The following is a 20,675-nucleotide window of genomic DNA, read 5'->3' as shown; positions in this document are numbered from 1 at the left end:
TTTGTGGCCACCAATCACTTGGTGTTGTCTGGAACTATAAATCGTTCTAGAAGCTTTAAAAGCCCAGCGGGCATTGCGCATTGCGTAATTATGTTGGAACACAAATCGCAGGTTTATGAAGCTGAAATGCTCAGAAACGTTTACTGCCAGATACAAGTTATATTTAGTGGCGAGCGCTTTGAAAGCGTAACAGACAAACTGAAATCCGGTGTGGATATCGAGGTACAAGGTTTTATCGCACTTCAACAAGGGCGAAATGGCCAAAACCGTTTGGTATTACACGCTGAAAATGTCGAATTGAAAACTTAGGAGACTGTCACATGGCACGTTATTTCCGTCGTCGCAAGTTCTGCCGTTTCACTGCAGAAGGCGTTACAGAGATCGATTACAAAGATATCGCTACTCTAAAGAACTACATCACTGAAAGTGGTAAAATTGTTCCTAGCCGTATCACTGGTACAAACGCTAAATATCAACGTCAACTAGCTCGCGCTATCAAGCGTGCTCGTTATCTTTCTCTACTGCCGTACACTGATTTACATCAGTAATACTGCATCAATTTAGAGGAATATAAAATGAACGTTATTTTACTAGATAAAATCGCTAACCTAGGTAACTTGGGTGACCAAGTTTCTGTAAAAGCGGGTTACGCACGTAACTACCTTTTACCACAAGGTAAAGCTGTTGTTGCTAACGCTGCTAACACTGAAGTTTTTGAAGCACGTCGTGCTGAACTAGAAGCTAAGTTAGCTGCTGACCTAGCTGCTGCAAACGAGCGCGCTGAGAAAATCAACGCACTTGAGTCTGTTGTTATCACTTCTAAAGCTGGTGACGAAGGTAAGCTATTCGGTTCAATTGGTAACCGTGACCTTGCTGATGCAGTTACAGCTGCTGGTGTTGAACTTGCTAAGAGCGAAGTTCGTCTTCCACTAGGTGCTATCCGCACTACTGGTGAATACGAAGTTGAAGTTCAAGTTCACACTGAAGTTAAAGCGATTGTTAAGCTTTCTGTTGTTGCAGAAGCCTAAATTATCGATTTAAAGCCTCGGCTTTAAAGAAAAACACCGCGCTAATTTAATTAGTGCGGTGTTTTTTTATGTCTGGAATATGTTAAGAAGCGACGAAGTCTGCGATCTCATAGGGCTTAGCCCGTTCTAGCAGCCACGGAGTGGCGATTCTCGAGGCTAAAACAGACTAGGCCCTTTAAGCGTTAGTTTGTCACTAACTCCAGCTCTTTGATCAAGTTGTCGGCATGGTCAACTTCATCCATCATCCATAAGATATAGCGAATATCGACATGCACTGCACGAGTGATGGTCGGGTTAAAGAACCAATCTTTAGTGATGGCTTCATAGGTAGAATCGAAGTTAAGTCCAACCAAATCTCCTTGGCCATTGAAGACTGGCGAGCCTGAGTTACCGCCAGTGGTGTCGACACTGGACAAGAAGTTAACTGGCACCGAGCCAAAGCTCTCTGGTTTATCCAAACAAGAGAATAGACGGCATAACCAAGACGCAGGGTCTTGGTAGACGCTCTCCACCATATGGCGTCCATAGCGTTTAGCCTTAATCGCATCTAACACCTTTTGTGGGGCGTCAAATGGTGCGATGCCTGTGTGCTTGGCGACGATTCCTTCTAGGCGAGTGAAAGGTTGCTTATAGAGCGCATCCTTTGACTGATAGCCATCAACCATGCCGTAAGTAATACGCAAGGTGCCGTTGGCATCAGGGTAAACAGGCCAGTTGTTGGCTTTGTAATAGGCTATCACCGCTTCCATATAGTCAGGACGGGCTTTTGACAGCTTTCCAGCCAAGGTTTTTTGCGCTGTCTCTTGCGCCATATTGGTATCATATAGCGTAACCGCTAGGCGAATAAACGGATCGGCACTGGTTTCAAATGCAGCAACATCCGCATCCATCCATGCTAAACGTTTAGCTTGGTCCGTTAAGCCTGTTAATGAGTAGAGGCCATCTAACTTATCAGATAAGGTGATGTTACTGTCATCACTGTTAAGCATCTTATCTAACGCCTCAACTCGATGGTCTTGCGCCAGATAGGCATTGAGATCTTGCAGCCACAATGTCTTATCCATCGACAAGTCAAAACTGCGGTCTAAACGCTTAAGACGCGCCGTGAACATCTTCATGTCACGTGATTGGTAACCCTCTTCACGCTGTGCATCTGGCTTGGTCTTCTCTTTCGCTAGGCGATAAAGCTGTTTAGCGGTTGAGAGCAGTGCACTCGATTGAGCATTTTCAAAGTAGTAACGGGTTTGCAGGGCATGACGCTGGTCAATCAATAAGGTTTCGAGCTTATCGAACTGAGCTTGATAGCTTTGATATTGTGTATCAGCGGCGAGCCACTGGCGAAAATCATCTTCACGAGCTTGCTTGATACCTGCAATATCAGTGGCTTTAAAACCATCGAGTAGGCCGTTGTACTTTTTCATGCGGTTAGCCATAGAAGCTAGGCTGCCAGCATATTTCAGTTTGATATTGCTATCTTGATTGCCCATCGCTTCGATAGTATCGATGCGTAGCTGATAACGCTCAGCATAAGTGGGGTAGAGCCAGTTACTGGCAAACTTAAGTTCGCTGGTTAAACGGTAACGGCTGGTAGAGCCTGGATAACCGGCAACAAACACGCCGTCTCCAGCTTTAACGCCATCAGCATTTATCTTTAAATAGCTCTTTGGCTTAAACGGGACGTTGTCTTCGCTATAAGCTGCAGGTTTACCATCTTGACCAACGTAGGCGCGTAAGAAGGTAAAGTCGCCTGAGTGGCGTGGATATTCGTAATTGTCGATATCACCACCAAAGGCACCCACACTTTCTGGTGGTGCATAGACTAAACGAACGTCACGAATGATCAGCTGTTTAATTAGGTAGTATTCTAAGCCATTGTGAAAACTGCGCACAGAGCAACGGTAGTTTTCATCGCTTTCACACTCTTTAATTAATGCCTTACGATTTGCTTGGATGGTTTCAAAGCGTTTTAGCGGGTCATCACTCAAGCCCGTTTTGACCTCGGCACTGACATCGGTGACCGCTTCTGTAATATAGAGGCGTTCGTTAGGTCCTGCAGAAGGTTCATCTTTTTGCTGCTTAGCTAAAAAACCATCGGCGATGTAGTTGTGCTCTTTTTTACTGTTGTATTGTATGGCTCGATACGCGCAGTGATGATTTGTGACAACTAAACCTTGGGGCGACACGAAACTGGCGGTACAATAGCCCAGCCCGACAACGGCGTTCATTGGGTACTGGGTGAGATCGGCAAGTTGTTTTGCTGGAATTTCAATACCACGTTCGCTAAGTTTGTCTGCGATCGAAGGCATTTGATAAGGTTGCCATTGCCCTTCATCGGCAATAACAATGCCTGATGACAGCATTAAGGCTGCAACCAATGCTTTGCGCATGTTTATTCCTTAATTATTATAGAGAGTTGTGAACGAACAGAGTCTTATGTTCTGTTAATGTTCTGCTTGACCCCGGTTTTATACCATATTTTGCCTAATCGTTGGAAATTTGGAGAGTTAATGGCACAGCAAGGTGGTTTTCAGGCTAAGAAGAAGCCAAGAGATATACAGATGGATGCATTGAAAATGCCGCCCCATTCTATTGAAGCGGAGCAGTCTGTTCTCGGTGGCTTGATGTTAGATTCAGACGCTTGGGATAAAGTGGCCGAAGCTGTGGTGAAAGAGGATTTCTACTCTCGCTCTCACAAGATGATCTTTATGGCAATGGAGTCGCTAGTTGCTGCGGGGCAACCGATAGATTTGATCACCGTCTCTGAGCAGTTAGAAGTTGAAGATAGCCTCGAAGATGCGGGGGGCTTTGCCTACATAGGCGAGATTGCTAAAAATACCCCAAGTGCCGGTAATATTCTCTCTTATGCGTCTATTGTTCGTGAACGTGCGGTTGTACGTGAAATGATCAAAGTGGCCAACGAAATAGCCGATGCGGGTTTTAACCCTGAAGGACGTAACTCAGGTGAACTACTGGATTTGGCCGAAAGCAAGGTCTTTAAGATCGCTGAGCAACGCGCTAACGCCAATGAGGGGCCTGAGGGCATTAAGACCATTTTGGAAAAAACGGTCGATAAAATCGAAGAGCTATATAATAACCCGCATAACGGTGTAACCGGAGTATCTAGTGGCTTTGGCGACTTAGATAAGATGACCGCAGGTTTCCAATCTGGTGACCTAGTTATTGTGGCGGCTCGTCCATCTATGGGTAAAACCACGTTTGCGATGAACTTGTGTGAGCAAGCGGCGCTCAATGAAGATAAGCCAGTGCTTATTTTTAGTCTTGAGATGCCTTCAGAACAGATCATGATGCGTATGTTGGCGTCACTGGGTCGTGTTGACCAAACCAAAATCCGTACCGGTCAGCTTGATGACGATGATTGGGCGCGTGTATCTTCAACCATGGGGATCATGCTCGAGCAGGGTAAGATGTATATCGATGATGGCTCGGGTTTAACGCCAACAGAAGTACGTAGCCGTGCTCGCCGTATTGCGCGTGAATATGGTGGGTTGTCGATGATCATGATCGATTACCTTCAATTGATGCAAGTGCCCGCTCTATCAGATAATCGTACCCTAGAGATCGCTGAAATTTCACGTTCGCTTAAGGCGCTGGCTAAAGAGTTAGAGATCCCCGTTATCGCGCTATCGCAGCTCAACCGTTCATTGGAGCAACGTGCTGATAAACGCCCCGTGAACTCGGATTTGCGTGAATCCGGATCCATTGAGCAAGATGCCGATTTGATCATGTTTATTTATCGTGACGAAGTGTATAACAACGACTCTGAAGATAAAGGGACGGCGGAGATTATTATTGGTAAGCAGCGTAACGGGCCGATTGGACGTGTGCGTTTGGTTTTCCAAGGGCAATATTCTCGTTTTGATAACTACGCTGGTCCTCAGTTCGAAGAAGATTAATCAAGACGGTTCATTGGGTTAAATTAAACTTGATTTAAGTAGCCCGTTGAACCCGGTTTTTACGTTACCCTCTGTTAAGTGATAGCGTCATAATATTTAAGGTTACTGTTTGAAACCCTTTCCTCGTGCAGAGATCAGCGGCGTTGCGCTGAAATCTAATTTACAACGTTTACGTGAACTGGCGCCTAATAGCCGGGTCATGGCGGTTGTTAAGGCTAATGGTTATGGCCATGGCTTACTCAATGTGGCCAACTGTCTATCTAGCGCCGATGGCTTTGGGCTGGCGCGGCTTGAGGAAGCGCTGGAACTCAGAGCTGGCGGTGTGTCCGCCAAGTTGTTGCTGTTAGAAGGTTTCTTTCGTCAGTCTGATTTAGCATTACTGGTGCAACATGACATTGAAACTGTTGTGCATCATGAGTCACAAATCGAAATGCTGGAAAGCGCACAGTTGGCAAAACCAGTAACCGTGTGGATGAAAGTCGATTCGGGTATGCACCGTCTGGGCTTTAATCTAGAACAGTTTAATGACACCTATCAACGTTTAATGCAGTGTCCACAGGTGGCTAAGCCTATCCACTTAATGACCCATTTTGCTTGTGCCGATGAGCCCAATAACCCAGCGACCGCTGAGCAAACTCAGCGTTTCAATACGATGACGCAAGGGCTGCCGGGTGAACGGACGTTAGCAAACTCAGCTGCCGCCCTTTATTGGCAAGAGACTCAAGCCGATTGGATTCGCCCAGGTATCGCGCTTTACGGGGTTTCCCCAGTTGCGGGCGACTTTGGGAGTAATCATGGTTTAATTCCTGCGATGGAATTAATGTCTCGTCTTATTGCTGTGCGCGATCATAAAGCGGGCGATCCCGTTGGCTATGGGAGTTATTGGCATGCTAAAAAGGATACCAAGTTAGGCGTTGTTGCCATTGGCTATGGCGATGGCTATCCGCGTAATGCACCGGAAGGGACACCTGTTTGGATAAATGGTCGCTTGGTGCCTATTGTCGGTCGAGTATCGATGGATATGCTCACGGTTGATCTGGGTATTGATGCAATTGATGTCGTTGGTGATGATGTTATGTTATGGGGAAAAACCCTGCCCGTAGAAGATGTTGCCGAGCATATCGGGACTATTGCTTATGAGCTAGTTACCAAGCTTACCCCCCGTGTAGCAGTGTGTTTGGACTGATCACTGCCCAATAGATTCCAGTTGTAAATCGACTCTGTCATGCCGGATGCAATGAGTCGATTTGGAAGTTTTCCTCCTTGAATGTTTTAAATTACCCTCGTTTAATCGTGGCTGGTAGCAGCTTGTTAGTTAGTGCCGCCGCGTGGTCAACACAAGGGATTGATGAGCCTGTTGAGTCAACAGACAGGGAGCGGTCCCAGTCTTTGAAAAGTGAGTTTATTGCCGTTCCCTTTATTTTTTCGACTGAAACATTAAGTACGGCCGTTGGCGGTGCAGGTGTGTTAAAGCATGCCGGCCAAATGCAGGCTTCTGTGCTTGCCGTGGGACTTGGCAGTGCCAATGATTCATGGGTGACTTATTTGGCTGCTAATTCTTATCAGCTACCTAAGCTAGAGCAATGGTTATTTTCAGCCGAATTCTATCGTGCCAGTTATAAGCAGGGGATCTACTTTATCGACACAGATCGTGGCGAGTCAATGCTGACTGCTAACCAGCCAAGTAGCGGTCAATTAACTGAGACTGAACGTGTTATAACCCTTGGCGATGAGTCATATGCTAAGTTGCACATGAAGTATGTTTTGCCGTGGGGCCGAGGGGTTAATGGTGCAGCTAAGTCACTTGTCCCAGCAACAGAGGCACTCTCTTGGAATCCACTCACCTCAGGTGTTAGTAGCCTTACCGTAAGCCCGTTTTATCGAATGCAGCAGCTACAAGGCTATGATTATCTACCTGATGAGTCTCAAGGCGTAGCGTTGCAATTGGGCTGGGACAACAGAGATAATGGCAAAAACAGTACTCAAGGCGGGCAAACTCGCCTGACACTGACGCGTGATTTTGGCAGTGCATCGCGCAGTAGTTGGACGACTTGGGAATTTGAACAAAGCTTGTTTCTGTCTTTAGGTCAAAGTGACTGGTTTGCCAAACAAGTGCTAGCGTTTAATCTTTACTTAGCGGATACGCCCACATGGCAAAGTGGCAATCTAGATACTGGCGAATATCATCGCCCGCCGAGTTTTGTGGGTGTCTCTTTAGGTGGGTTTAATAAGCTTAGAGGGTATGCTGGTCAGCAGTTTGTCGGCCGCAGTGCGGTATTGTACTCCGCTGAGTACCGTATGCAGCCTAAATGGCAACCATTAACGACTTTGCCTCTTTTTAATTTGTACCACATACCTTGGTGGCAGTGGACACTGTTTGCTGAAACCGGGCAAGTGAGTGATGAGTTTACTGTTGAGAGCTTGCACCAAGACATGAAATGGACATTAGGGGCGGGTGTGCGATTTGAGGTTGAGGGGGTTGTGGTTCGCACCGACTTTGCTGTGAGTGAGCAAGGAGGTCAGTTTTGGGTGATGGTGAATCAGCCGTTCTAGCCCCGCAGGGCTAACGTCTGATCAGCTTTCGAAGCAGATCTCGATATAGGCATTTCCCCAGTTGCTGGTGAACGGCATGATGATTTTTTTGCCATCAGATTTATGAGCGATTGTATGACCTTTTCCTGAGACGACGATAGGCGTAGCCATTTCAAATTCGTAACCTTTATCACCCAAAAGGTTTTTTGCACCACCAGTGACCATATTGGTTATTTCACCAACTAAGTCAGTTACTTCTTCATTGATGCTGCTGGGCTTTTCACCGAGCATACTATTCATTATTTCAAGGATGAGTGGTTCTTCAAAGGTGATCGACAGTGACCCCTTGGTCTGAGGCCCAACCATGCCAATTAAGCCAGACACGTCTCCCTTGGCTAAGTTATCTTTTTTCAGGTTAGGTTTACCTGGGGTTAGGCTCATATTTGCCATGGTTTGCAATACGTTGAGCAAAGACTCCAAAAAAGGGTTGATAAAGTTAACATTCATCTGACGTTAGGCTCCATTTCTGACGTTAAGCGTTATATAAGCTTAGGTGAAGTTTTATCTTATAGCTTGAATTATCATCATTAACCTTAGCATAGATAATAGAAGGTTAAGCATAACTTTTTATACTAACTCTATGTTACATTTGATATTTGTGATGCTGCTATCGCATCTACTCTAAGCCAGCCACCCATGAAATCGTTGAAATTTGATTGCTGTGTATCATTAGCGCTAAGCCAATGTGGTACCCATTTACTGGGGAGAAGAAACGGCATTCTAGGGTGGTAGTCAGCGCAAAGTTGATTCGCCGAGGTGGTCAGTGTAACGACCTGTCGGTTGGCCGATTCATTGAAAAACTGTATGCCAGCCATGAATAGTGGCCTATCTGATACATGACGAAATAGATACTTTTGTTTGGCTGTGTTTGTACCAGAAGACCATTCGTACCAGCCCGAACAGGGAATGATACAACGCGCAGTTTTATAGGCCTTTGCGAAGGTTTTTTTGTGCGCTGCGGTCTCTTGCTGCGCATTGATGATTAGCGCTTTGGACCACGATGGCTTAATCCCCCATGTTGCGCTGCGCTGGTGCATTAGGCCTTCTTCTAAGGTTACTATGTCTAAAGACTGAGTTGGATGGAGATCCTGTTGTTGCTGCGAGGCAAAGGTTAATCCAAGCGCATCACTGACCCATTGATTGAGTGGATCGGCAATGATATTGAGGCGACCACACATCATGGGCTCCGTTTCAGTCGTTAAGGGGTGAATCTATCATAGCCTGAAAATGTGAGTTTGAGGCATTGGCCACGCTATTGATTGTGCAAACCTGTGCAATTGTTCAGCGACCAGTGTAAAATGCGCGGCCACCTCTAGAGTGAGGGCTGCTAAACTATGGGTTACTCTTTTTTATGTCGTTAAATACCATGCCATCAACTATTAATCGCACCTTTTCAATTGCCCCTATGCTTGATTGGACTGACAGGCATTATCGCTATTTTGCGCGGCTGATGTCGGCGCAAGCTTTGCTATATACCGAGATGGTGACGACCGGGGCGATAATCCACGGTAAAGGTGATTATTTGGCCTATAACGATGAGGAGCACCCGTTAGCGCTTCAGTTAGGCGGGTCTAATGCCGTTGATTTAGCAACGTGCGCTAAGCTGGCGGCTGAGCGTGGCTATGATGAGATAAATCTCAACGTAGGCTGCCCATCGGATCGTGTTCAAAATGGTCGCTTTGGTGCTTGTTTAATGGCTGAGCCAGAACTGGTTGCTCAATGTGTCGAGGCGATGCGAGCTGTGGTCGATATTCCTGTCACCGTGAAGACACGTATTGGTATTGACGAGCAAGATAGCTACGAGTTTCTAACTCAGTTCATCGATACTGTGAGTGCAGCTGGCTGCGATACTTTTATCATCCACGCTAGAAAGGCGTGGCTACAAGGTCTTAGTCCAAAAGAGAATCGCGAAATCCCGGAGTTAGATTATCCTCGAGTCTACCAATTGAAGCGGGATTACCCGCACTTGAACCTTTCGCTCAACGGTGGTGTTAAGACCTTAACCCAGTGCGCGGAGCACTTAGCGCATGTTGATGGTGTGATGGTTGGACGAGAAGCTTACCAAAACCCTTACATGCTGGCACAGGTCGATCAACGGTTATGTGGTGAAGACAAACCTGTTTTGAGTCGAGATGCTGTTTTGGAGAAAATGATTCCTTATATAGAGAAACATTTACAAGATGGTGGACGACTAAACCATATCACTCGGCATATTACTGGGCTGTACCAAGGTGAGGTGGGGTCACGCGCATGGCGACGTTATGTCAGTGAAAATGCACATAAGCCTGGCGCAGGTATCGAAGTACTACACCAAGCTCGGGCGAGTATGGATTTAAAATAATATATAATTCAATTAAATAGTTGTTTTTTAGGTAAGCCTCCATATTAAATGGAGGCTTTTTTATTGTCTGTTCTTCAGCGTCTTACTGCGAGTTAGTGAATTTAACCAGCCAATAGTGAAACTCGCTATTTAGTTCCCGTGCTACATCGAACGATTTCTCCTTATCGCTATCATATTCTGTTTTTATATCATTAAAACAATATCTTATCTGTATTTAAAAAAGTTGGCACACCCTTTGTATTATCTTACTTGTCACAATCAATATGAAAAGGAAGACATCATGAACAAGCTAACTAAAGTATCACTAATCGCTTCATTGCTCGTTGGCGCAAGCTTCTCTGCAACGGCAGATGACTTTATCCCTACGAATATTAGCGCAACGTTAGAACGTAACATTTCGGCTCAGATGCAAGAGATGATGACTGTTGCGCAAAGAGAGTTAAGCCTTTCGGTTCAGGCGCAGTTGTCGGAGTCACTATTTGATAGCAGCGTTGAGCAGCAGGCCTTGAGTGTTGCCGAAGCGTCTAATCAAAACGACGAGACAGTGATTACCAGTGCAATGGTTAAGGAATAACAGTAATGATGTTTGAACTTGCAGCGTTATTGTTTTTACCCGTGTTGAGCTTTGCATTATGTGCGGCGGTCGTCTGTAGCTTTAGATGGCACAAAGTTATCTAACAAGATGCCGAGCTCAATGAGTTTTACGCCTTATATCTTAATTGACGAGGCAAAAGTTGGAGTTTGAAATGAACATTGATGATCTAGTTACTCGCTTAAAACGTCCAAGAAGAATGGTATGTGGTGTCGCTGCCATGACCGCCGATAAGTTTGATTGGTCATGTTTATGGACTCGTGTTGTGTGGGCGCTTGCCGTGGCGATGAACCCTGCGATGGGACTATTAGTTTATTTTGTATTGGCGTTAGTACTGCCAAAATGGCAACGGGAAATTTAGTCTGTGATGACAAACACTGGCAAAGGAGTTTCATTGAGTCAGCGCTTACTCGATATTACGGTCGCTGCAGCAGGAATCGTGACAGTGGGTGTATTGGTGCTCTTTCTCGCTAACTATCTCGAGCATTCATTTTTTTACATTAGCCTTGAGTCTTTGCAATGGATGGATATCGGACTTTGGGCTACCGCATTGACCTGCGCGGTACTGTTTAGCATTTTAGTTTGGGTTACATTGGCATTTAGTGTCATCGCGGTTGTTGCATCAGTGTGCGTGCTTATCGCCATTATCATGATGTTTTTAGGTTTCTCTTTAATTTGGCCGATTTTATTATTGCTCATTGCCGCATGGGGCATAGGCCAAGCTAGTCAGTTAGACTAGCCGTTATTCATACTCTCTTCGACTAGCCGTTAAGCGTTATTTACTCAGAAAGGCTCTAAATTGTGCCTTCGCCTCGTCACTTTGTAACCTAATGGCAAACTGCTTTAACTCTTTTTGCATTTGCGCCCTCACGACTTCGATGTCATCACGCATTAATTGCCTGCTTGCTTGTAGTGCCTGAGGGGGTTTGCTCGCCAATTTAATTGCTTGAGATAACGAGAATTCAATCAGGTTCTCTGAGTCAACAACCGCATTAATGATATTAAGGGTATGCGCTTTAGCTGCGTCAAAGGACTCACCTAAAAGTAGCAGTTCGGCGGCTTTCTGTTGGCCCATTAACCTAGGAAGTAGCAAGCTCGCTCCAGCTTCAGGGACCAAGGCTAAGTTGACAAAAGGCAGTTGGAATTTAGCCTTATTATCAGCGTAAACAAGATCGCAATGCAGTAACAAAGTCGTGCCTATGCCCACCGCTGGTCCAGTGACTGCTGCTACGACAGGTTTTTTTAGATCCAGTAGGGTAAATAGAAAAGTAAACGCGGGATGTTCTGGTCCTAAGTCACTATTTTTTAAAAAGTCAGCAACATCATTACCAGAGGTGAAACAATCATTTTGGCCTTTAATCATAAAGGCGTTAATTCCGTTGTCGGACTCCCCTTGGATAAGGTATTCTGTGAGTTGAGTGTACATTTCGAGGCTAAGCGCATTGCGTTTTTCTGGGCGATTGATTGTGATGATACGAACGCCCTGCTCATCCTGAATTTGAACGGTACTCATAGGTCAATATTCCTTATTTGGCTAAATGAGATAAAAAGGAGTTTAAGACATTGAAACATATTTTCAAACATGCGTTTAATTTAGTGTTGCTATCATGCACTTCATTTTCAGTTTTGGCAAATGTGATGCTGGTTGATGGCTATGTTCGAGCAATGCCGCCAAGTGTGCCCAATACCGCTGCTTATTTTAATTTGATGAATCATGGCCCAGCGGTGAAATTGGTTGCAGTGACAACAGATGTCGCAAACGAGGCACAACTGCACACGCTAGTTGAAGAGAATGGTGTGGTTAAAATGCGTCAGCAATCGAGCTTTAACCTAGAGGAGCACGGTCATTTAACGCTCGCTCCTTCTGGCGATCACATTATGTTGCTGGGCTTGAAAAAACCGTTAGTTGTTGGAGAAAGCGTTGATTTAACCCTGACGTTTGACAACGGTACTAAGCAGACGATCAGTTTAATGGTGAGTAAACAAGAGTTGGCTAACCAAGATGGTGGTGAACACCACCATCATCACTAAGGAACAATAGGTATGCAGATAACATGGAAAAGAGGCGGCATGCTTGCTGCGATTCTGGTTTTAATTGGCTATTTTATTGGCGTTTGGTGGAGTGTGGAGCCTGATGTCATTCCGCCGCACCAGTTAAACAGTGAAACAGGCCATAACGTTGTGGGCTATGCGACGACCACATCATTGATTGAGACAGTAGAAACCTTGCTGGATAAAAATGGTGGCTGGCTATCAAATGATATTATGCCACCATCACTCTTTATGGATAACATGCCCGCTTTCGAATTTGGTGCGATTGAGCAAGCGCGCGATCTAGCTTTGATTATGCGTAAAGAGTTCAGTCGCTCTCAGTCACAATCTACAGCCGACAAAGATCTATTGGCGGCGCATTCAAAACTTAATATTGAGCACACTAGTTGGTTAGTGCCTAGCGCGGAAGGCGAATATCGCGATGCGGTAAAGTTATTGAAGTTGTATAGGGCTAGAATTTCCGACAGCAATAACCCTGATGCACAGTTTTATGCGCGTGCGGATAACCTCAATGAGTGGCTGAAAGAGGTGCAAAAACGCTTAGGGAGTATGTCGCAGCGCTTGTCAGCAAGTGTGGGGCAGGAGCGCTTGAATACCGATTTGGCGGGCGACAGCGAGGCCAGCCAATCGACACCTAACTTTGCTAGCCAGCAGATAAAAACCAGTTGGTGGAAAATTGATGACGTATTTTATGAAACTCGTGGTGCGACTTGGGCATTGCTCAATTTCATGAAGGCCATTGAAATTGATTTTGCCGATGTGCTTAAAAAGAAAAATGCCGAAGTTAGCCTGCAGCAGATCATTCGTGAGCTGGAGGAAACTCAGCAACCTGTGTGGAGCCCAATGATCTTAAATGGTTCGGGGTTCGGCATAGTCGCCAATCACTCTTTAGTGATGGCCAATTATGTATCCCGCGCAAATGCCGCGGTAATTGATCTAACTAACTTATTGACTCAAGGTTAAATGATGAAAAAAACAATACTTGCATGTGCACTATTTGGCTCGCTAATCGCGACATCGGCACAAGCAGCGACGCTGGTGGGTTTTAAAGTCGGTGGCGACTATTGGCAGGCGGATACCAGTGGTACTTTTGCTCAGCGTGGTCAAACTCAGCAAGATTTTGATTACAGTTCTTCGTCACAAGGTAGTTTTTGGGTTGCTGTAGAGCATCCAATTCCTTTGGTGCCCAACCTCAAAATCCGTGAAAACCGGTTAGATGCGACGGGCGATGCCACATTGTCTGGTGATTGGGCATTTGGTGATCATACCTTTAGTGGCGATGTCACTACCGCTACCAATTTAAGCAACACCGATTTCGTGCTTTATTACGAATTGCTTGATAATGACATGGTTGCCTTAGATTTAGGTGCTGCATATAAGAAGATGCATGGTTCATATCGCGTTGCCGATGCTGGACACCCAGAACAGAAAGATTTAAGCAGTGGCGTGGTCATGGCATACGCAAATGCTGAAGTGGGCATTCCAGGGCTTGGTTTATACGGTTTTGCCGATGTGATGCTAGGTATCGATGAGAGCAGTGTTTATGACTACTCTGTTGGTCTAGGTTGGGCGTTTGATGGTGTAGCGTTAGACACTAAATTACGTGTTGGGTACCGTGATTTTAAATTTGATGTGAATAACTTTGACGGTATTACGGCAAATAGCCAGTTCAAAGGTTACTTCGCGGGTGTTGAATTAGTTTTCTAATCGCACATCGCAGCATAAAAAAAACCGCCAATAGGCGGTTTTTTTTATGCGTCTTGATAGAGGCTAACTTTACTCTGGCGCGATTAGGCCATTGTTGATAGCAATCACATCATCTTCATTAAGCATGCCTGTTGCTTGTTTAAGCGCTAGGATAGAGTTGATATAACCATAACGGGCATTTGATAGCTGACGCTTAGAATCGTACAGGTCACGAGTACGGTTAAGTACGTCAACGATAGTACGTGTACCCACTTCAAAACCAGCTTGAGTCGCTTTTAAGGCGCTTTCAGATGAAACTACTGATTGTTCATAAGCGCGGATTGAGCTGATCGATGCACCCACGTTATTGAAGTTGTTACGAACATCCTTTACCACTTTGCGGTAAGTTTGTTCCATCTTCTCACTGGCTTCAACATATTGATACTGGGCTTGGTTGACTTTAGAACTGACTTTAAAGCCTTCAAAAATCGGGACACTTAGGGTTAGACCGACATTAGCGTTGTCATAATCACTGAGATCACCGCTTTGATTCTTTAGTTCCAGATTGGTGGTGTAGCCAGCACTTAGGCTAAGTGAGGGCATATGACCCGCTTTGTAAAGTGAAATCGTCTGTTGCGCGATATCTTTACCGATACGAGTGGTCAATAGATCCACACTGTTGGTCTCTGCCATTTTCAGCCAATCTTGTGATTTAGCTGGCGAAGGACTTGCTGCACTGAAACGATTTGTGTCTAAAATATTAATCGATTTGTGGTCAATACCTGTGATTTCACGTAACGCTTCGTAACTGTTAATGAGTTGGTTTTCAGCCAAAATCTCAGATGCACGAGCTAAATCGTATTGAGCCTGTGCTTCATGCACATCGGTAATAGCTGTTAGACCTACAGCAAAGCGTTGTTTTGTTTGTTCTAATTGACGCTCAATCGCACGCTTTTCAGCACCTTTAAACTCGTAGTTATCTTTTGCCGATAGCACGTCAAAGTAGGCGCTAGTCACACGGATAATAAGTGTTTGCAATGTCGATGCATATGCCGCATCAGCCTGTGAAGCTGCAAGTTCGGCTAAGTCTAGCCCAACCCATGCGCTGTGGTCGTACACCACCTGTTTAAGCGAAACTCCAGCATTTAGGCCGCTGTTGTATTGATCGTCGTCAACGTTTGTCCAGCTCTTGCCGTAACCGACGCTTGCACTAATGGTCGGAAGTAGCGGCGCGCGATTTTCTTCAATCTGCTCGTAGAGGCGGTCACGCTGTGATTGGGCCTGCAGCGCAATAGGATCATTGGTTAGTGCTTGTTGATATATCTGCAGTAAATCGTCGGCGTGCACGGCAGAAGTCGTTGCCGCTAGAGTCAACGCTGCACATAAGGTGCGAATCTTAAATTTCATTACTTGTCCTTTTTGAGACATAAATACCCCTTATAACGGAGCAATTACTTAATAAAGTTAAGTGAGGCTTCAGCAAATCATTTGCGTAAAGCGGTTTGCGCTTCCCGACGCTTCCCGATACATCTAAACTTATAGAGTTAAGATATTAAGAAATTAACCATTTTTAAGTCAACTATGAAGTGTAACAGTTTTTGATTTTATGTCTGCAAATTTTGCGTTGTAGCATGTTATATTAGGGCTTCACACTATTCGTAATTGGCATTGTAAAAGCTAGGATGAGTTCATGAAGCAAGAGTTTAATCGCGATGATGTTCAAATGCTGAGCCAAAGAACCCTATATAAAGGTTTTTTTCGCATGGAAGAGTATCGATTTAAACACAAACTGTTTCGTGGCGGTTGGAGTGAGGAAGTGACCCGTGAGGTGTTTGAACGTGGTCATGCCGTGGTGGTTTTACCCTATGATCCGGAAACTGATAGTGTGGTGCTGATTGAGCAGATCCGTATTCCCGTTATTGAGTCAGCGGCATCACCTTGGCTTTATGAATTGGTGGCAGGAATGATTGAGCCAGGTGAAACCGCTGAAGAGGTGGCTCACCGTGAATTGCATGAAGAGGCAGGTTTACGTGCCAGCGAAATGACCTGTGTTAGTAACTATTTTTCTAGCCCTGGGGGCACCAGTGAACGATTTGATTTTTACTGGGCACAGGTGGATGCAACCGCGGCACAGGGCATACACGGCTTAAGTGATGAACATGAAGATATTAAAGTGCATGTTATTCACCGAGAAGAAGCGTATCAAATGGTTGTAGACGGTCGTATTAACAACGCTTCCACAGTGATTGGCTTACAATGGCTACAGCTTAATTACCAGTCGTTGAGAACAAGCCCGTGACAATCTCTTTAAATCAAAGGTCTAACCCCTATCAAGTTGATGTGAGTCGGTTTTTGGCTCTCTGCACTCGTAATTATTTTAATATGTTGCGTTGGTTACCAGCAGAGTGTGAGCAGGGCGAATGTTGGCAAGTGGAAGGGGATTTTGGGTGTTTGGATGTGAAGCTGTTGGAAAACACGCAATATACCCAGTTGGTCGAGATAAAACGGCATGTTGAAGCATCTCAATATATTGATACCCCTAAAGTTGTAGTGCGTGTTTATCATGACGCTAAATTAGCAGAAGTGTTAACTAGTCGACAGATTTACCGTCTAAGAGCAGTATATGATTATCCAAATATACGTATGTACCATAGAGATGAAAAGTATCAGGTTAATGCTTTTCTTGAAGAGTTACTAAAGATTGACAACCATGCTCGGGTTATCTGTCAGTCCGCATCTTAGGGTTTTAATGTGCTAAAAGAGGCTATCTCATATTCTATTGATGAGTGTGCAAGTGTCAGGATCGTACAAGTGACTGACCCGCATCTATTTGCTGATCCCGAGGCTCAGTTATTAGGTGTCAATACCGCTCATAGTCTTGACGCCGTATTAAATACGATTAAGGCCGTCGATTACCCTGCACATTTGATGTTGGCGACGGGTGATATCAGCCAAGACTATTCGAATGAGTCATACCATAACTTTGTCAAAGCCATTGCACCACTCAATGTGCCATGCCATTACCTGCCGGGTAATCATGATGATCCGCGTATTATGCACTTACATATGCAAGGCCCTAGCGTCTTTGGCGACCGACGTATTTTGGCGGGAAACTGGCAAATCATTATGCTTGATTCAACGGTGCGCGGTAAGCCCGGTGGTCATATGGCGGAAGATGAGCTTGAATTAATTGAGGCGGCTATCGCGGATCAGCCTGATAAACATACGCTTTTGGTCATGCACCATAATCCAGTACTCGTCGGGTGTAAGTGGCTCGATCAACATTGTATGGACAATGGTAGTGAGTTTATTGATGCCGTTTCAACCTACCCTCAGGTTAAGGGGCTTCTCTGGGGGCATGTGCACCAGAGTTTAGATCAGGTTCATCAAGGTGAGCAGGGGCCAATGCGTCTGATGGCTACACCGTCAACCTGTATTCAATTCAAACCTAAATCACCTTATTTTGCTCTCGATGCACAGCAGCCTGGTTATCGCTTACTTGAGCTTAAAGCGGATGGCAGCATTTTAACCAATGTTTATCGTGTGCCAGGTAACAAGTTTTCTCCTGATCACGAGTCGAGCGGATACTAGTGCCTAATTTTGCGAAATTCACCGCCGATGTTCGTATCATAATATGTTAACCTAGCTGCCAAGTTAGGTTAATAGTCAGATAAACACAGCCATTAAAGTTTAGATTGCCTGCATAGACAGCTTAGATGTTTGAGGATGTTTTTACGGCTAGTTATTCGATATATTGGCAAGGTGAAGCCATGTCAGTAAGTGTGCTCATCGTTTTGTTAAAATCAAGACAAAGACTTTCTATTAACAGCTTTATTCGTTATCAGAACCAAACAGAAAACAGACGACGCTCGACAGCGTAACGACTCCTAGGATTGATGAGAACATATGCTGCTTTATATACATGGATTTAATAGTTCCCCTTTTTCAGACAAGGGGATCGTGACAGCCCAATATATTGCCAGCCATTACCCTAAGTTGTCTTTTTTTCAGCCTCAACTTCCAGCGACGCCAAAAGCAGCGATGGAGATGTTGATTGAAATTGTCGAAGAGCAAGTCGCAAAGGGCGAGTCATTACATTTTATTGGTTCATCACTCGGCGGCTATTTTGCTAGCTATTTGGTTGAAAACTATGGTGGTAAGGCGGTATTGATTAATCCTGCTGTAAAACCGTTTGAATTGTTCGATGAGTTTTTAGGTGAGCAGTATAATCCGTACACCGATGAGCAATACCAGGTATTACCAGTGCACAAGCAGGAAGTCGCACGATATAATACTCAAGTTATTTTAAATCCAGACCGTTTTTTTGTCCTGTTGCAATCGGGTGATGAAGTGCTCGATTATAAGCAAGCAGTGCATAAGTATCATTATTGCCAAATGCTGGTTGAGGCAGGCGGTGATCACAGTTTTATCGGCTACAAGCAACAATTAGATAGGATCTGCCAGTTCCTGTTTCTTGACAAATAGACATGTAGGGCCGCAACATGGCCTGAATAACAATATATTTTGTGTGCTATGACAAACCAATACACCTCAGATGCAATTGAAGTTCTAAACGGGCTAGATCCTGTAAAACGTCGTCCCGGCATGTATACCGATACTACTCGTCCTAATCATTTGGGTCAGGAAGTGATCGATAACAGTGTCGATGAGGCGCTGGCGGGTCACGCAAGTAAAATCGATGTCATTCTTCATAAAGATAACTCGTTAGAGGTTATCGATGACGGTCGAGGTATGCCTGTCGATATCCACCCTGAAGAGGGGATCCCGGGTGTTGAACTTATTCTGACCAAGCTACATGCGGGCGGTAAGTTCTCCAATGATAACTATCAATTCTCTGGTGGTTTGCACGGTGTTGGTATCTCTGTGGTCAATGCATTATCGAGCCGGGTCGAGATATCTGTGCGACGCGGTGGCCAAATTTACGATATGGCATTTGAGCATGGCGATAAGGTCGAAGACTTAACGGTGACGGGAACCTGTGGTCGTCGTAATACAGGCACTCGAGTTCACTTTTGGCCAACTCCTAGCTATTTCGATTCGGTCAATTTCTCCATCCCCAAACTGGTATATTTGCTGCGTGCTAAAGCGGTTCTTTGCCCGGGCTTGCGGATCAAGTTTTCTAATAAGCAAACGGGTGATGTTGAAGAGTGGTGCTTTGAAAGTGGCCTAACTGACTATTTGCAATCTTCGATAAATGGTGCGCTGATGTTACCTGAGGAGCCGTTTATCGGCAGTCTTCAAGGTAATACAGAAGCTGTTGATTGGGCGATCACTTGGTTACCTGAAGGTGGCGATTACCTTAACGAGAGTTATGTAAACCTTATTCCTACACCACTGGGTGGAACCCATGTAAATGGTTTTCGGCAAGGTTTGTTGGATGCAATGCGCGAGTTCTGTGAGTTCCGTAATCTTATTCCACGAGGCATAAAGCTATCGCCCGAAGACATTTGGGATAGAAGCAGTTTTATTCTGTCGATTAAAATGCAAGATCCGCAGTTTGCTGGGCAAACAAAAGAGAAATTGTCTAGCCGTCAAAGCGCTGCCTTTGTTTCGGGAGTTGTCAGAGATGCGTTCAGTCTTTGGTTGAATACCCATACAGATCAAGCAGAAGCCTTGGCTGACATGTGTATTAACAATGCTCAAAAGCGCTTGAAAGCCGCCAAGAAAGTTGCGCGTAAAAAAGTGACTTCTGGGCCAGCACTACCCGGTAAATTAACCGATTGTAGTGGTCAAGATCCGATGCGCGGCGAACTGTTCTTAGTGGAGGGTGACTCTGCTGGTGGTAGTGCAAAACAGGCACGCGATAGAGAGTTTCAAGCGATTATGCCTTTACGCGGCAAAATCTTAAATACGTGGGAAGTTGATGCATCACAAGTGCTCGCTTCGCAAGAGGTCCATGATATCTCGGTTGCGATAGGTTGTGACCCCGATAGTGCCGATATTTCGGAGCTCAGATATGGCAAAATTTGTATTTTAGCCGATGCTGACTCTGATGGTTTGCATATTGCGACCTTGTTATGTGCCCTCTTTGTAAAGCACTATAAGGTGCTGGTCGAGCAAGGACACATTTATGTGGCGATGCCGCCGCTGTTTCGTGTCGATGTGGGTAAAGAGGTTTTTTATGCCTTGGACGAGCCAGAGAAACAGGGCATTTTAGATCGTATTAGTGCTGAAAAGAAAAAAGGAAAAATCCAGGTCACACGATTTAAAGGTTTGGGTGAAATGAACCCACTCCAACTGCGTGAAACCACGATGGATCCAAATACTCGTCGTCTAGTTCAACTGACTATTGATGATGCTGATGATACGATGGCTCTGATGGATATGCTGTTGGCTAAGAAGCGTTCAGGCGACAGAAAGACTTGGTTAGAGACCAAAGGTGATCTGGCACTTTTATAAGCTAACAAATGAGAGATGGTTTGACTCAGAATAATATAATGCACAAAAAA

General features: G+C 45.1%; 23 protein-coding genes. 18 read left to right on the top strand and 5 right to left on the bottom strand.

Annotated elements, in window-relative coordinates:
• Positions 1 to 3: 3 nt before the first annotated feature.
• From priB to rplI, 3 genes are read left to right on the top strand one after another with little or no spacing between them, the layout of a single operon-like run.
• Positions 4 to 309 (top strand): primosomal replication protein N, encoded by a 306-nt coding sequence (gene priB / locus BEL05_RS05345; RefSeq protein WP_028764486.1) that lies wholly within the window; start codon positions 4 to 6, stop codon positions 307 to 309.
• Between the two features lie 11 nt (positions 310 to 320).
• Positions 321 to 548: a 30S ribosomal protein S18 gene (rpsR, locus tag BEL05_RS05340; RefSeq protein WP_011867078.1), complete on the top strand. Its 228-nt coding sequence runs from the start codon at positions 321 to 323 to the stop codon at positions 546 to 548.
• Positions 549 to 575: 27 nt separating this feature from the next.
• The gene (gene rplI, locus BEL05_RS05335; protein WP_069670518.1) at positions 576 to 1,028 is read left to right on the top strand and encodes a 50S ribosomal protein L9; all 453 of its coding nucleotides are present in this window, start codon (positions 576 to 578) and stop codon (positions 1,026 to 1,028) included.
• A gap of 182 nt (positions 1,029 to 1,210) precedes the next feature.
• On the opposite strand, the gene BEL05_RS05330 is transcribed toward rplI, so the two are convergent.
• The gene (locus BEL05_RS05330; RefSeq protein ID WP_069670517.1) at positions 1,211 to 3,415 is read right to left on the bottom strand and encodes a S46 family peptidase; all 2,205 of its coding nucleotides are present in this window, start codon (positions 3,413 to 3,415) and stop codon (positions 1,211 to 1,213) included.
• Positions 3,416 to 3,535: 120 nt separating this feature from the next.
• Here BEL05_RS05330 and dnaB point away from each other — a divergent pair, with 120 nt between their 5' ends.
• From dnaB to BEL05_RS05315, 3 genes are all read left to right on the top strand, one after another.
• On the top strand, positions 3,536 to 4,942 hold the full coding sequence (gene dnaB, locus BEL05_RS05325; protein ID WP_028764483.1) for a replicative DNA helicase: 1,407 nt from the start codon (positions 3,536 to 3,538) through the stop codon (positions 4,940 to 4,942).
• A 109-nt stretch (positions 4,943 to 5,051) separates the two neighbouring features.
• Positions 5,052 to 6,128, top strand: a complete 1,077-nt coding sequence (gene alr / locus BEL05_RS05320; RefSeq protein WP_028764482.1) for an alanine racemase — start codon at positions 5,052 to 5,054, stop codon at positions 6,126 to 6,128.
• Between the two features lie 77 nt (positions 6,129 to 6,205).
• Positions 6,206 to 7,495, top strand: coding sequence for a BamA/TamA family outer membrane protein (locus BEL05_RS05315; RefSeq protein ID WP_342671954.1), 1,290 nt, complete (start codon positions 6,206 to 6,208; stop codon positions 7,493 to 7,495).
• A gap of 21 nt (positions 7,496 to 7,516) precedes the next feature.
• Here BEL05_RS05315 and BEL05_RS05310 read toward each other — a convergent pair whose 3' ends face one another.
• Together BEL05_RS05310 and BEL05_RS05305 are read right to left on the bottom strand one after the other, a co-directional pair.
• Positions 7,517 to 7,981 (bottom strand): chemotaxis protein CheX, encoded by a 465-nt coding sequence (locus BEL05_RS05310; RefSeq protein ID WP_028764481.1) that lies wholly within the window; start codon positions 7,979 to 7,981, stop codon positions 7,517 to 7,519.
• A gap of 131 nt (positions 7,982 to 8,112) precedes the next feature.
• The gene (locus BEL05_RS05305) at positions 8,113 to 8,715 is read right to left on the bottom strand and encodes an SOS response-associated peptidase (RefSeq protein ID WP_083250304.1); all 603 of its coding nucleotides are present in this window, start codon (positions 8,713 to 8,715) and stop codon (positions 8,113 to 8,115) included.
• A gap of 170 nt (positions 8,716 to 8,885) precedes the next feature.
• Here BEL05_RS05305 and dusA point away from each other — a divergent pair, with 170 nt between their 5' ends.
• From dusA to BEL05_RS05285, 4 genes are all read left to right on the top strand, one after another.
• A complete protein-coding gene (gene dusA, locus BEL05_RS05300) occupies positions 8,886 to 9,875 on the top strand; it encodes a tRNA dihydrouridine(20/20a) synthase DusA (RefSeq protein ID WP_028764480.1) in 990 nt (329 codons plus the stop codon).
• Positions 9,876 to 10,155: 280 nt separating this feature from the next.
• Entirely contained in the window at positions 10,156 to 10,449 is a 294-nt protein-coding gene (locus BEL05_RS05295) for a hypothetical protein (RefSeq protein WP_037428845.1), read from the top strand.
• 172 nt (positions 10,450 to 10,621) lie between these two features.
• Complete coding sequence (locus BEL05_RS05290; protein ID WP_028764478.1) at positions 10,622 to 10,828, top strand: PspC domain-containing protein; 207 nt, start codon at positions 10,622 to 10,624, stop codon at positions 10,826 to 10,828.
• Between the two features lie 33 nt (positions 10,829 to 10,861).
• Positions 10,862 to 11,206, top strand: a complete 345-nt coding sequence (locus tag BEL05_RS05285; protein WP_245686941.1) for a hypothetical protein — start codon at positions 10,862 to 10,864, stop codon at positions 11,204 to 11,206.
• Positions 11,207 to 11,242: 36 nt separating this feature from the next.
• Here the strand turns inward: BEL05_RS05285 and BEL05_RS05280 are convergent, their stop codons facing one another.
• On the bottom strand, positions 11,243 to 11,980 hold the full coding sequence (locus BEL05_RS05280; protein WP_028764476.1) for an enoyl-CoA hydratase-related protein: 738 nt from the start codon (positions 11,978 to 11,980) through the stop codon (positions 11,243 to 11,245).
• A gap of 50 nt (positions 11,981 to 12,030) precedes the next feature.
• On the opposite strand from BEL05_RS05280, the gene BEL05_RS05275 reads away from it, so the two are divergent.
• From BEL05_RS05275 to BEL05_RS05265, 3 genes are read left to right on the top strand one after another with little or no spacing between them, the layout of a single operon-like run.
• Positions 12,031 to 12,498: a copper chaperone PCu(A)C gene (locus BEL05_RS05275; protein ID WP_028764475.1), complete on the top strand. Its 468-nt coding sequence runs from the start codon at positions 12,031 to 12,033 to the stop codon at positions 12,496 to 12,498.
• 12 nt (positions 12,499 to 12,510) lie between these two features.
• On the top strand, positions 12,511 to 13,482 hold the full coding sequence (locus BEL05_RS05270) for a DUF2333 family protein (protein WP_069670515.1): 972 nt from the start codon (positions 12,511 to 12,513) through the stop codon (positions 13,480 to 13,482).
• A gap of 3 nt (positions 13,483 to 13,485) precedes the next feature.
• Complete coding sequence (locus BEL05_RS05265; protein WP_069670514.1) at positions 13,486 to 14,226, top strand: TIGR04219 family outer membrane beta-barrel protein; 741 nt, start codon at positions 13,486 to 13,488, stop codon at positions 14,224 to 14,226.
• A 69-nt stretch (positions 14,227 to 14,295) separates the two neighbouring features.
• Here BEL05_RS05265 and tolC read toward each other — a convergent pair whose 3' ends face one another.
• Entirely contained in the window at positions 14,296 to 15,612 is a 1,317-nt protein-coding gene (gene tolC, locus BEL05_RS05260; RefSeq protein WP_028764472.1) for an outer membrane channel protein TolC, read from the bottom strand.
• Between the two features lie 283 nt (positions 15,613 to 15,895).
• Here tolC and nudF point away from each other — a divergent pair, with 283 nt between their 5' ends.
• The 5 genes from nudF to parE all read left to right on the top strand — a co-directional run bounded on the left by nudF (position 15,896) and on the right by parE (position 20,625).
• Positions 15,896 to 16,504, top strand: coding sequence for an ADP-ribose diphosphatase (gene nudF, locus BEL05_RS05255; protein ID WP_069670513.1), 609 nt, complete (start codon positions 15,896 to 15,898; stop codon positions 16,502 to 16,504).
• Complete coding sequence (locus tag BEL05_RS05250) at positions 16,501 to 16,947, top strand: DUF1249 domain-containing protein (RefSeq protein WP_028764470.1); 447 nt, start codon at positions 16,501 to 16,503, stop codon at positions 16,945 to 16,947. Before nudF ends, BEL05_RS05250 begins: the two co-directional genes overlap by 4 nt.
• A 9-nt stretch (positions 16,948 to 16,956) precedes the next feature.
• Positions 16,957 to 17,796, top strand: coding sequence for a 3',5'-cyclic-AMP phosphodiesterase (cpdA, locus tag BEL05_RS05245; protein ID WP_069670512.1), 840 nt, complete (start codon positions 16,957 to 16,959; stop codon positions 17,794 to 17,796).
• 315 nt (positions 17,797 to 18,111) lie between these two features.
• Positions 18,112 to 18,690, top strand: coding sequence for a YqiA/YcfP family alpha/beta fold hydrolase (locus BEL05_RS05240; protein ID WP_069670511.1), 579 nt, complete (start codon positions 18,112 to 18,114; stop codon positions 18,688 to 18,690).
• Between the two features lie 48 nt (positions 18,691 to 18,738).
• Positions 18,739 to 20,625 carry a DNA topoisomerase IV subunit B gene (parE, locus tag BEL05_RS05235; RefSeq protein WP_028764467.1) on the top strand — a complete coding sequence of 629 codons (1,887 nt, stop codon included), beginning with the start codon at positions 18,739 to 18,741 and terminating at the stop codon, positions 20,623 to 20,625.
• Positions 20,626 to 20,675: the final 50 nt, after the last annotated feature.

The organism is Shewanella colwelliana (assembly GCF_001735525.1).
Classification (GTDB): domain Bacteria; phylum Pseudomonadota; class Gammaproteobacteria; order Enterobacterales; family Shewanellaceae; genus Shewanella; species Shewanella colwelliana.
Note: the sequence above shows the minus strand (reverse complement) of the source record. Positions and strands in the feature narration are given on the sequence as shown.